12 protein-coding genes are annotated in these 12,295 nt (G+C 60.7%); 7 read left to right on the forward strand and 5 right to left on the reverse strand.

All coding sequences use genetic code 11. The features are described 5' to 3' along the window. Positions 1 to 15: 15 nt before the first annotated feature. Complete coding sequence (locus tag AC0C6X_RS17450) at positions 16 to 1,107, reverse strand: fatty acid desaturase family protein (protein WP_472954453.1); 1,092 nt, start codon at positions 1,105 to 1,107, stop codon at positions 16 to 18. Positions 1,108 to 1,271: 164 nt separating this feature from the next. Here AC0C6X_RS17450 and AC0C6X_RS17455 point away from each other — a divergent pair, with 164 nt between their 5' ends. The 6 genes from AC0C6X_RS17455 to AC0C6X_RS17480 all read left to right on the forward strand — a co-directional run bounded on the left by AC0C6X_RS17455 (position 1,272) and on the right by AC0C6X_RS17480 (position 7,556). Beyond that, complete coding sequence (locus AC0C6X_RS17455) at positions 1,272 to 2,303, forward strand: LacI family DNA-binding transcriptional regulator (protein ID WP_472954322.1); 1,032 nt, start codon at positions 1,272 to 1,274, stop codon at positions 2,301 to 2,303. A gap of 176 nt (positions 2,304 to 2,479) precedes the next feature. Beyond that, positions 2,480 to 3,292, forward strand: coding sequence for a TIM barrel protein (locus AC0C6X_RS17460; RefSeq protein WP_472954325.1), 813 nt, complete (start codon positions 2,480 to 2,482; stop codon positions 3,290 to 3,292). A 234-nt stretch (positions 3,293 to 3,526) separates the two neighbouring features. Continuing rightward, positions 3,527 to 4,456: a sugar ABC transporter substrate-binding protein gene (locus AC0C6X_RS17465; protein WP_173519896.1), complete on the forward strand. Its 930-nt coding sequence runs from the start codon at positions 3,527 to 3,529 to the stop codon at positions 4,454 to 4,456. A 163-nt stretch (positions 4,457 to 4,619) separates the two neighbouring features. Continuing rightward, complete coding sequence (locus AC0C6X_RS17470; protein WP_472954328.1) at positions 4,620 to 6,161, forward strand: sugar ABC transporter ATP-binding protein; 1,542 nt, start codon at positions 4,620 to 4,622, stop codon at positions 6,159 to 6,161. A gap of 34 nt (positions 6,162 to 6,195) precedes the next feature. Continuing rightward, on the forward strand, positions 6,196 to 7,221 hold the full coding sequence (locus tag AC0C6X_RS17475) for an ABC transporter permease (protein ID WP_472954330.1): 1,026 nt from the start codon (positions 6,196 to 6,198) through the stop codon (positions 7,219 to 7,221). Positions 7,222 to 7,433: 212 nt separating this feature from the next. Then, complete coding sequence (locus AC0C6X_RS17480) at positions 7,434 to 7,556, forward strand: hypothetical protein (protein ID WP_268802306.1); 123 nt, start codon at positions 7,434 to 7,436, stop codon at positions 7,554 to 7,556. Between the two features lie 117 nt (positions 7,557 to 7,673). Here the strand turns inward: AC0C6X_RS17480 and AC0C6X_RS17485 are convergent, their stop codons facing one another. Beyond that, entirely contained in the window at positions 7,674 to 9,053 is a 1,380-nt protein-coding gene (locus tag AC0C6X_RS17485) for a sensor histidine kinase (protein WP_472954334.1), read from the reverse strand. Next, the gene (locus tag AC0C6X_RS17490) at positions 9,050 to 9,727 is read right to left on the reverse strand and encodes a response regulator transcription factor (protein WP_472954337.1); all 678 of its coding nucleotides are present in this window, start codon (positions 9,725 to 9,727) and stop codon (positions 9,050 to 9,052) included. Before AC0C6X_RS17490 ends, AC0C6X_RS17485 begins: the two co-directional genes overlap by 4 nt. A gap of 77 nt (positions 9,728 to 9,804) precedes the next feature. On the opposite strand from AC0C6X_RS17490, the gene AC0C6X_RS17495 reads away from it, so the two are divergent. Continuing rightward, positions 9,805 to 10,872, forward strand: coding sequence for an ABC transporter substrate-binding protein (locus AC0C6X_RS17495; protein ID WP_472954339.1), 1,068 nt, complete (start codon positions 9,805 to 9,807; stop codon positions 10,870 to 10,872). A 41-nt stretch (positions 10,873 to 10,913) separates the two neighbouring features. Here the strand turns inward: AC0C6X_RS17495 and AC0C6X_RS17500 are convergent, their stop codons facing one another. Both AC0C6X_RS17500 and AC0C6X_RS17505 read right to left on the reverse strand, forming a co-directional pair. Beyond that, entirely contained in the window at positions 10,914 to 11,360 is a 447-nt protein-coding gene (locus AC0C6X_RS17500; protein ID WP_472954341.1) for a DUF1801 domain-containing protein, read from the reverse strand. A gap of 70 nt (positions 11,361 to 11,430) precedes the next feature. After that, complete coding sequence (locus tag AC0C6X_RS17505) at positions 11,431 to 11,964, reverse strand: DUF1801 domain-containing protein (protein WP_472954343.1); 534 nt, start codon at positions 11,962 to 11,964, stop codon at positions 11,431 to 11,433. Positions 11,965 to 12,295 lie beyond the last annotated feature (331 nt).

Here is a 12,295-nt window from a genome sequence, read left to right on the forward strand (position 1 = left end):
TCCTGATTTCATTGGTTATTCGGCCGCATTCGCGATCGCGTCGCTGTGAAACTCCTCCCGGTAGGGCTTCGCCGTCGCCGGCAGTTCGCGCTTCAGGAAATAATCCTCGTTGCGCAACTGCCGCAGGAAGGCCGGGATCATCTCGCGATAGCCGTGCAGGATCGACGGGTTTGGCGCTGGCAGATCGTGCTTGATCATCGCGTGAAGCTTCGGCAGCGCGTGATAGGGCACCATCGGGAACATGTGGTGCTCCACATGGTAGTTCATGTTCCAATAGACGAAGCGGCTCACCGGGTTCATGTAGACCGTGCGGCTGTTCAGCCGATGGTCCGTTACGTTATCGGCGAGACCGCCATGCTGCAGCAGCCCGGTCAGCACATGGTGCCAGGCGCCGTAAAGCCGCGGCAGACCGATCAGCATCAGCGGCAAGATCGAGCCGAGGTAGAGCGAGAGCGCGATCGTTGCCGCGTAGATGGCAAACCAGATACGGGCAACAAGGATCGCCTTCGGCTGCTCCATTTCCGGAATGAATGTCGCTTCCTCGGCACTGATGATGCCAAGCGTGTTGCGGACCATGTCGATAACCGCATGCCAGACATCGAGAATACCGAAGAAGTTCAAGACGAGGCGCAGGAGATCCGGCGGCCGCATGACGGCGATCTCAGGATCGCGGCCGACGATGACGGTGTCCGTGTGGTGGCGCGTGTGGCTCCAGCGCCAGGTGACGGGGTTGCGCATGATCATGAAGCAGGCGATCTGGTAGACGGCGTTGTTCATCCACATCGTCTTGAACGCCGTGCCATGCCCGCATTCGTGCCAGCGACTGTCAGAGGCCGAGCCGTAGAGGACGCCATAGGCGAGGAAACACGGAATGGCCCACCAGCTGCCCCAGAGGGTGATGCCGAGCCCGCCGAAGAGAACGAGGCAACCGAGCCAGATCGCGGTGTCGCGAATGGCCGGTCCATCCTCACGCTTCATCAGTTCCTTCATCTGCTTGCGCGGGATCTCCGTGTGATACCACTCCGCGGCCGAAAGGCCGTTGGCGACGGCCGCCTGGGCATCACGCCCGAGGAGACTGTAATCTCGCTTCGTTGGAACCATCGCTATTTGCTCTCCTCCCTGCGATCCGGCCAGCTTGGCCAGGAGCGTCCGATGTCGTGCAATGACGATAGGTTGACTTTTGCTAGGTCTCAATGCAGCAATGATATATTCTCTCAAATGATGTCATTCACGGCATATCATTCGTGATGCAAACCTATCAGGAGGAAGCGATGAGCAATCGTCCGACCATTGCGGACCTCGCACGAGCCGCTGGCGTCAGCGTCGCGACTGTCGATCGCGTCCTGAATGGACGCCATCCCGTGCGGGAGGAAACGGCGCGCCGTGTCTACGAGGCTGCCAAGTCCATTGGCTACCACGCAGTCGGCCTCATCCGGCAACGTGTCTTCGAGGATCTGCCGCAGTACAAGCTTGCCTTCGTGCTGCAGAAGCCGGAGCAGTCCTTCTACAAGGCGGTTGCAAAAGAGATCGAAAGCGCCGCACTGTCGCTGTCGAATGCGCGTGTTTTCGCGCAGATCGACTTCGTGGCAAATTCCACGCCGACGGCGATAACCGACAAGCTCCGCGCTGCCGCGGCGCGAAACCAGGCAGTTGCGCTCGTCGCCCCCGACTATCCGGCTGTCACGGCCGCGATCGAGGAATTGAAGGAGCGCGGAATTCCGGTCTTCTCGCTGCTTTCGGACTTCGCCGCCGGCGTGCGTGAAGGTTATGTGGGGCTCAACAACCACAAGGTCGGTCGAACCGCCGCATGGATGATCGCCAAGGCGGCCAAACGCCCCGGCAAGGTGGCAGCCTTCGTCGGCAGCCATCGCTTCCTCGGCCACGAGCTTCGAGAGATCGGGTTTCGCTCCTATTTCCGCGAGCATGTGCCAGATTTCGAAGTCCTTGATACCATGGTCAACCTCGACACGGCCGAGATCACGCACGAAGCAACGCTGAACCTTTTGCAGCGCCACCCGGATCTGATCGGCTTCTACGTCTGCGGCGGAGGCATGGAAGGCGCCATCTCGGCTATCCGCGAGGAAAAACTGGAAGGCAAGCTCATCGCCGTCGTCAACGAACTGACGCCGGAGTCCCGAGCAGCCCTTGGAGACGACGTCGTCACGTTGGCGATTTCGACCCCAACCGCGGCCCTGGCACGCGAAACGATCAATCTGATGATCCAGGCGATCGACAAAGGTCCGACGGGCGCCCCAGGGCAAACATTCCTTCCCTTTGACCTCTTCACGCCCGAGAATATCTAGCGAACCGTGATGGATTTATATCATTGACGAAAGACAATATTGCAGCAATGCAAGCTGTTTGAGCGCCATGCTCTTTGACTGTTCTCCAGCAGTTGGTGAAATGTCCGCGACGATGTAAATGGAATGAACGTTCTATTTATAGCGCGCAACCCATCCCCACTGGAGGAGACATTCCCGTGACAGCCCTGCCCTTCGCCCTCAATCATATGACGACGCCCGGCCTTCCGCTCGGCGCCTTCTTCGAACTTGCAAAGTCCCTAGGGATCACCTCCGTTGAAATCCGCAACGACCTTGCGGGCAATGCCATTATCGACGGTACGCCCGCCAAGGATGTAGCGGCACTCGCCGCCAGCAACGGCATAACGATCATCTCCATCAACGCGCTGCAGCGCTTCAACGAATGGAATTCGGCGCGTCAAGAAGAAGCCGAAGAGCTGATCGCCTATGCGCGCGACTGCGGCGCCAAGGCCCTCGTTCTCGTTCCCGTCAACGACGGCTCCGGCCAGGCGGACGGCGAGCGTCAGGCAAATCTTCGCGAAGCACTTACCGCACTGAAACCGATGCTCGAATCGGCCGGAATCGCCGGCCTCGTCGAGCCGCTGGGCTTCGAAATCTGCTCGCTGCGCTCGAAGACCGAGGCAGTCGAGGCGATCAAGGCCACCGGAGGCGAGAAGACCTTCCGGCTGGTGCACGACACGTTCCACCACCATCTTGCCGGCGAGCCCGCGACCTATCCTGAGATGACCGGGCTCGTGCATATTTCCGGCGTAACCGACGGCCGGATTGCCGTTTCCGATCTGCGCGACTCGCATCGCGTTCTGGTCGACCAGGACGACCTTCTCGACAATGTCGGACAGATCCGGGGGCTGCGTGCCGAAGGCTATGCAGGACCGCTTTCCTTCGAGCCGTTTGCCGCCGAAGTTCACGACGTTGCCGATCCGGCGGCTGCGATCAAGCAGAGCATGGACCACATTCGAGCCCGGATCTGATCTGTCGCCGCTGGCGACGGGAAATCGATGAGAGGCGCCGCAACAGGTCTTGACGGCGCCCCATAAAAATGGAATACATATTCCGTAATCGCAATTTACTGGTTCGTTTGTTCCGTTTTTTCTTTGAAGGCGTAACGGGAGTGGCGCTTTCAATGTGAATGAGCGCAATCCGGCAAGGATTGCGCTCCCGGCAGGAGAAGGTGTCGCCGGGCACCATTGTGGAGGAGAAAGACAATGAAGAAATTCGTGCTGGGCACAGCGCTGGCAGTGATGATGTCGACGGTTGCGCATGCCGAGACCATCGGCGTATCGATGGCCCTTTTCGATGACAACTTCCTGACGGTCTTGCGCAACGGTATGTCCGACTACGCAAAGACCCTCGACGGCGTCGAGCTGCAGATCGAAGACGCGCAGAACGATGTCTCGAAGCAGCAGAGCCAGATCCAGAACTTCATCGCCGCCGGTGTCAGCGCCATCATCGTCAACCCGGTCGATACCGACGCGACGGCAGCCATGTCGAAGATTGCCGCAGACGCCGGCATTCCGCTCGTCTATGTCAACCGCGAGCCGGTCAACGTCGACACGCTGCCGGAGAAGCAGGCTTTCGTCGCTTCGAACGAACAGGAATCCGGCACGTTGCAGACGCAGGAAATCTGCAAGATGCTCAACGGCAAGGGCAAGGCCGTCGTGATGATGGGCGAACTCTCCAACCAGGCCGCCCGCATGCGCACCAAGGATATCCACGACGTTCTGGCAACCGACCAGTGCAAGGGTATCGAGATCGTCGAGGAGCAGACCGCCAACTGGTCGCGTACCCAGGGCTCCGACCTCCTGACGAACTGGCTGTCGGCCGGCGTTGAATTCGATGCCGTCATTTCGAACAACGACGAAATGGCGATCGGCGCGATCCAGGCGCTAAAGGCCGCTGGCCGCTCGATGGACTCGGTCGTCATCGGTGGTATCGACGCGACGCAGGACGCACTTGCGGCAATGGCTGCGGGCGACCTCGACGTGACCGTGTTCCAGAATGCTGCCGGCCAGGGCAAGGGTTCGGTGGACGCAGCACTCAAGCTCGCCAAGGGCGAACCGGTCGAAAAGAAGGTCTATATTCCCTTCGAGCTGGTGACTAAGGAAAACCTCGACACGTATCAGGCGAAGAACTGATCGCCTTCAAACGAGAGCGCGGAAACTTCCGCGCTCTCGTTCAAATGCAAGTCCCGCTGCGGATGTCCGCGTCCCGTTGGATGCGACCTGCGACAAATGGGCTGGTGACCCGCCAGCAACGAGGCCTTTCGGCAACAGCCGGAAATGACGGGGAGGCAATTAAATGACGCTCAGTCCGACAACGATGGCAGCCGTGCGCGCCAGCGGCGCCGTGCCCAAGGCCGAATATCTTCTTTCGGCGGAAGGCATCCGCAAGGAATTCCCGGGTGTCGTTGCCCTCGACGACGTCGAGTTCAAGCTCAAGCGCGGCACGGTCCATGCGCTGATGGGCGAAAACGGCGCCGGCAAATCCACGCTGATGAAAATCCTCGCCGGCATCTATACGCCCGATAAGGGCGAAGTCAGGCTGAAAGGCGTCGACATCCGTCTAAAGTCGCCGCTCGACGCGCTCGAAAACGGCATTGCCATGATCCATCAGGAACTGAACCTGATGCCGTTCATGACGGTGGCGGAAAATATCTGGATTCGCCGCGAGCCGAAGAACCGCTTCGGCTTCGTCGACCACGGCGAGATGAACCGCATCACCGCCCGACTTTTCGATCGCCTGAAGATCAAGATTGATCCGGAGATCGAGGTGCGCCACCTGTCAGTCGCCAACCGCCAGATGGTCGAGATCGCCAAGGCGGTTTCCTACGAATCCGACGTCTTGATCATGGACGAGCCGACCTCGGCGCTGACCGAGCGTGAGGTCGCGCACCTGTTCGAGATCATCCGCGACCTGCGCGAACAGGGCATCGGTATTGTCTACATCACCCACAAGATGAACGAGCTCTTCGAGATCGCCGACGAGTTCTCGGTATTCCGCGACGGCAAATTCATCGGCACCCATGCCTCGAGCAACGTCACCCGCGACGACATCATCCGCATGATGGTTGGCCGCGAGATCACCCAGATGTTCCCGAAAGAGGAAGTGCCGATCGGCGACGTCGTGCTTTCGGTGAAGAATCTGACGCTCGACGGTGTCTTCCGTGATGTCTCCTTCGATGTCCGCGCCGGGGAAATCCTCGGGATCGCCGGCCTCGTCGGCTCCGGCCGCTCGAATGTCGCCGAAACGCTCTTTGGCGTGACACCGGCGAGTTCCGGCACGATTGCGATCGACGGCAAGGCGCTGTCGATTGATAGCCCGAACACGGCGATCAAGAACCGCATGGCGTTCCTGACCGAGGACCGCAAGGACACGGGCTGTCTTCTGATCCTCGACATCCTCGAGAATATGCAGATCGCCGTGCTCCAGGATCGCTTCGTCAAAGGCGGCTTCGTCACCGAGAAGCAGATCACCGCCGCTTGCGAAGAGATGAGCCGCAAGCTGCGCGTTAAGACACCGAACTTGCAGGAGCGCATCGAGAACCTCTCCGGCGGTAACCAGCAGAAGGTGCTGATCGGTCGCTGGCTGCTCACCAATCCGCGCATCCTGATCCTCGACGAGCCGACACGCGGCATCGATGTGGGCGCCAAGGCGGAAATCCACCGCCTCGTTACCGAGCTGGCGCGAAACGGTGTCGCCGTCATCATGATTTCTTCGGAAATGCCAGAGGTGCTCGGCATGAGCGACCGCATCATGGTCATGCACGAGGGCCGCGTCACCGGCTTCCTCGACAGGGCGGAAGCAACCCAGATCAAGGTCATGGAGCTCGCTGCGAGCTGAGCGGGAAGCGACCCGACGAAAGGGAGGAACGAAAATGGATACCAATATCGCCGCACCGGGCGCGAGCACGATGCTCGTTGGCGCAAAGCGCCGCCTGCCGCCCGAATTCAACATCTTCCTGGTGCTGATCGGCATCGCCCTCGTCTATGAAGTTCTTGGCTGGATCTTCGTTGGCCAGAGCTTCCTCATGAATTCGCAGCGCCTGACGATCATGATCCTGCAGGTCTCGGTGATCGGCATCATCGCCGTCGGCGTGACCCAGGTCATCATCACCGGCGGCATCGATCTCTCCTCAGGCTCCGTCGTCGGCATGACGGCGATGATCTCGGCAAGCGTCGCTCAGGCATCAACCTGGCCACGGGCCCTCTATCCGTCGCTCACCGACATGCCTGCGATCGTTCCGATCGGCCTTGGGATCGGCATCGGCTTGCTCGCCGGCGTCATCAACGGCCAGCTCATCGCCCGCACGAAGATCCCGCCTTTCATCGCCACGCTCGGCATGATGGTGTCGGCACGCGGCATTTCCAAGTGGTACACCAAGGGACAGCCGGTCTCGGGCCTCACCGAGCAGTTCAACTTCATCGGCACCGGCATCTGGCCCGTCATCGTCTTCCTGGTCGTCGCGATCATCTTCCACATCGCACTGCGCTACACCCGTTACGGCAAGTTCACCTACGCAATCGGCGCCAACGTCCAGGCGGCGCGCGTCTCGGGTATCAATGTTGAAGCGCACCTGATCAAGGTCTATGCCATTGCCGGCATGCTGGCGGGGCTCGCCGGTGTCGTTACCGCTGCCCGCGCTCAGACGGCCCAGGCCGGCATGGGCGTCATGTACGAACTGGACGCGATCGCCGCGACCGTCATCGGCGGAACGTCGCTGACCGGCGGAGTGGGCCGGATCACCGGCACGGTCATCGGCACGATTATCCTCGGCGTGATGACCTCTGGTTTCACCTTCCTGCGCGTCGACGCCTACTATCAGGAAATCGTCAAGGGCCTGATCATCGTCGCCGCCGTCGTCATCGACGTCTATCGACAGAAAAACCGCAAGAAGGTCTGAAGCTCTAAAGAAAAACTCTCCTCCCAGTGAAGCCAACTGGCCGGGATGATGAAAATCATCCCGGCATTTTGTTTTTCACGTCAGGTATTTCGCCCCTCTTCTACCACTTTCCACATATGCTTGGCGCGCAGGTCTGCCCCGGCGCGGGCGCTCTGGCACGATCCTTCGTGATGCACTATACGCATGCTGTCCAAAACTATCGGAGACCTATCATGTTGTCGCAGCGCAAGCTTGCGAGCCAGTTTCAGCCGCGTTTCGTTCTTCAGCTCTGGAACGCGATGCTGCGGGTACAGACCCGCGAGACAGCTTCTCTCTTCGGCCAGCGCGGCCGCTAAGCAAGTTAATCGAAAATGCCGCAACCATTTGGCGTGTCGATCTGACCGCCTGCAGATGGTTTTACTCATCCGGCCCGCCGTCGCGGCGCCGGAGGGGCCGGCAGCGCCGGCCTGTAACTAGCCCGCCGGAAAGCGGATGGTCACCTTCAGGCCGCGACCGTCCGCCCCTTCGTTGAGACTGGTCGTCGCCCCATAAAGATCCGCGATCTCCTCGACGATCGGCAGGCCGAGCCCCGAACCCGGCGCTTCGCTGCCTCCGCGCTCGAAGCGCCGCAACACTCTCTCGCGCAACTCCGCCCGGATGCCCGGGCCATTATCCTCGACCTCCAGCGACACGGATCCGCTGTCTGCAACAACGCGTGTCGTCACTTCGGCACCTGAGCCGGCATAGAGCAAGGCGTTGCCGATCAGGTTCTTGAGCATCTCGGCCACCAGCAGGGGCTCGGCGCGAATGAAGGCTTCCCCCTCGCCATCGAAGCCGAGATCGATATCGGCCTCTCCAGCCGCCGGCACGTGTTCCGCGGTGATCTCGCGCGCGAGTTCGACAAGATCGACACGCTCCAGCATCCGCGCCTCGTTCTTGCCCGCCGCGTCGATTTTCGCCATCAGCAGCAATTGCCCCAGGATGCGTTCAGCATTGGCGACGGCTTCGTCGGCCTTTTTCACAGCACTCTTCGTCTCCTCGAAGGACCCGGCACGCTGTGCCAAGGCGAGCTGAGTCCGAATGATCGCAAGCGGCGTTCGCAATTGATGGCTGGCGTTGCCGGTGAAATTGCGCAGCGCATCGAGCGCCGATTGCAGCCGCCCCATGAAGGAATTGACCGTGTCAACAAGCCCCTGGACTTCGTTTGGTACGCGTTCACCAATCGGGTGCAGATCATCAGGATTACGCTCGGCGATCGCGTCTCCCAGCCGATAAAGCGGGCGCAGCGAAAATGTGACTGCGGTCCAGACGATCACCGCGGCGCCGGCGATCATCATGCCGAGACGAAGAGCCGATCGGACCAGGATGGTCTGCGCCAGTTGCCGGCGCGCAATCGTCGTTTCGGCAACGGTGACGACGAAGGGCACCGAATTGACGCCCGTCGAGGCGGAACGGCGAAGGGCGGCGATGCGGATCGGTTCCCCACGAAACGTCGCATCCGCGAAGGTCGTGGATGTCCCGGGCTCTTCGGTAAGCGACGGCAGCGTCTGGTAGCCGGTGATGAACTGGCCCGGCGGACCGTCGACCCTGTAGAAGACGCGATCCTGCGCGGCTGAGGTCAGCATCTCCAGGGCAACATAGGGAATATCGACCTCGAGCGAGCCGTCCTCTGCCACGACCACACGCTCCGCGATCGCCAAGGCGGAGCCAGCGAGCACGCGGTCGGAGACGACGTTGGCGGTCGTGACCGCCTCCCTATAGGTATCCATGAGCGCAATCACGCCGATGACGACCGTCGAAATCAGCAGCCAGCCAAGTAGGCGCCGGCGGAGGCTGTAGACCGTCGCTCTCATTCGGGCCTGGCCATCTTGTCGAGGTAGTAGCCGATGCCGCGGGCTGTGCGAACGGTCAGGCCATGCGGCGCCAAGCGCTTGCGCAGCCGGCTGACATATTGCTCGATCGCATTGGGGCTCAAATCGTCGTCGAAGCCGGTCAGCGACTGCATGATCGCGTCCTTGGCGACCACCTTGCCGGCCCGCATGAACAGGAGTTCGAGAAGGCCTAATTCGCGCGCAGGGATCTCGATGGGCGCGCCGCCTGAGGAGAAGCTGCGGGTATTGAGATCAAGCGAAACATTGCCATAGCTCACCGTGGATGCTCTGAGGCCCGCCTGCCGGCGCAGCAACACGCGCACGCGCGCCTCGAGTTCCCCTACGTCGAACGGCTTGATCATGTAGTCGTCGGCGCCGAGATCGAGCCCCTTGATCCGTTCCTCAGGCGCTCCCCGCGCAGTAAGGATCAGCACCGCCGCACGGTTCTGCCGAGCGCGCATTGCCCGTAGCACATCGAGCCCGTCCATTTCCGGCAGGTTGAGATCGAGAATGACGAGATCGAAGGTTTCAGCCGCAGCGACCGCATGCGCCGACGCCCCGTCACTGACGACGTCGACGGCGTAGCCGCTGCCACGCAAAATGGCAGACAAGCCCTCGGCCAGGTCCTGGTTGTCCTCAACAAGCAAGATGCGCAAATATCGTCACTCCCTGCCCCACCTTATCCGGCGACGCCTTGCTTGTGAACGGTGACGCACTGAGGCATTGTGGATTCATGCGGTTCTTGATTTCTCTTCTTTTTTTTGCCCTTTGCCCCCGGCTGCTGCTTGCGGCACCGATCATATTTCCTGCGCTTTCCGGCAACTCCGATGCACGCACGCTTGTGGTCTATTCCTCGCTCGATGAACCTCTCGCCAGGCCGATGATCATCGGCTTCCAGAGGGCCAATCCGGATGTGGCCGTACGCTATGAGGACATGCTGACCGGCGAGATCTACGACCGCATCGTCAAGGAGACGGACGCCGGAATGAAGACGGCGGACTTCGCCTTTTCTTCCGCCATGGATCTGCAAGTCAAGCTTAGCAACGACGGCTACGCCCAACGCAGTGACCTGCCGATGAGCGACCGCTGGCCCGCCTGGGCGAATTGGCGCAACACGGCCTATGCGCTGACCTTCGAGCCCGCCGTCTTCGTCTATCACAAGCCAAGTTTCACGACGGAGAAGCCGCCGTCGACACGGGCCGAATTCGTCAATTATCTGAAGCGCCAGGGTGGCAACGTCTTCGGGCGCATCGGAACCTACGACATCGAGCGCTCCGGCGTCGGCTTCCTGTTCATGTCGCGTGACCAGGAACAGTTCGGCGATATCTGGAACGTGATTCAGGCCATGGGTGCTGCCGGCGTCAAGCTCTACTCCACCAGTGAGGCCATTCTCGAGCGTGTCGCCGACGGGCGTTTCGTGCTCGGCTACAATATCCTTGGCTCCTACGCGGCGGACTGGGCAGCGCGGCATCCGGATGTCGGGATCGTTCTGCCCAAGGACTACACGGTGGTGATGTCGCGAATTGGCCTGGTTCCACAGGCCTCGGCCTCTCCGGACCTTGGACGGCGCTATCTCGAATTCTTCATGTCGAAGGAAGGACAGACGATCATGGCGCGGGAATTGCAGATTGCCGCCGTCAGCCCCGAGGTCGCCGGCGAGAACACCGCGAATACGATGCAAGAGATGCTCGGCGCTCAATTGCGCCCCGTTCCCGTCAGCCCCGGGCTGATGGTCTATCTTGATCAGGTGAAACGCTCGCGGCTGATCGCCAAATGGAACGAGGTCCTGCGGCTCCATTGAAACAAGGCGCGCGCCAAGTCGGCCGCGCCTTATCTGGGTTTTCAGGCCCTCTTCCGGGACCGGCCGCTACGCTCGGCCTGCACCGACAGGTTCAGGTCCACAGCCGCTTGAATGAGAGCCTTCAAGGCGTCTTCGTCGATCTGTTGGCCCTCATGAATATCGATTGCCCGCCGGACATTGCCGTCGAGGCTAGAATTGAAGAGACCCGCCGGATCTTCGAGCGACGCCCCCTTGGCGAAGGTCATCTTGACCACGGACTTGTAGCTCTCGCCGGTACAGATGATCCCCGCATGTTCCCAAACCGGAACACCTCTCCATTTCCATTCCTCGACGACCTCAGGATCGGCTTCCTTGATCAGTCTCCTAACCCGGGCAAGCATCTCGCCCCGCCAGTCATCCAGTTCGGCGATCCTGGCATCGATCCGTTCGGAGGCAGACGCTTCTCCGTTCGCGGCCTCAGTCTTTATCGTCTTCGCCGTCTTCTTCATCCCATTATCTCCTCTCCGGTGCCACACTTTGCACGCAGGGGTCGTTCGCGCAACACCGATGGCTCTCCGTTCACATGCGTTCGCCGGGCAGTCGGCTCGCTTGTTTTACCCAATCGCTGAATTGAGCCTCGTCAATCTCGTCCTTCTCGTGGATATGGAAATAGCGCGCGTTCGCCGTCTTGGATTCGACGGGCGGCGGCGGGCTCAGGGACGCGCCATTGTAAAACGCGACCTTGATGTATTTGGCAAAGCAGTGAATGCCGAGGAACCAACCGTTGCCCTCCATCCCATAGAGCGGCGAATTCCACTTCACAGCCTTTTGCGCTTCCGGGACGGCACGCATGATGAGTTGGTCGAGGCGGCGCCCGACCGCGCTCTTCCAGCCCGGCATGGCGGCAACATAGGCTTGGACCGGTGCATCGCCGTAGCCCTTGGCGATCTGAGGATTACCGCCTGAAAGCAATTTCGGCTGGTCCGCGGGCGCCTGTCCCCTCTCCTCTTTTTCGCCTTCGCTTTTAGCTGACGCATTCGCCCGCGTAGCGTATCCTCTTGCGGGTCGCTTCGATGTGGCCTTTGCGATTTTGGAATTGGCTGTCTTGGTCATGGCTCCATCCTTTCGAACAGGTCTTCGGGGTGGCAGGCGCGACACTACCACAGCTTGTCGTCCTCGCGATATCGCGACCCATCATCCGTGGAGCCGGCGCCTCGGCTCCGAGGTTTCGATTCGCCCCTTTCCGGTGGATCTACCTCTGCGAACCCGGCCACCCAGACTGGCAGCGACGCCATTTCCCTCGCAGGCAGGGCCAAGAGCCTAAGATTTCGTAAACGTCACGCCTCGAAAAGCGCATTCGGGGCTTGATGTCAGCTAAATGTCAGCTTTCTATGATGGCTTAGGGTCACTGGTACCCGTGGAGGCGGGTGGCCGGTTGCGTACT

This window comes from Ensifer sp. VA4, assembly GCF_055710065.1.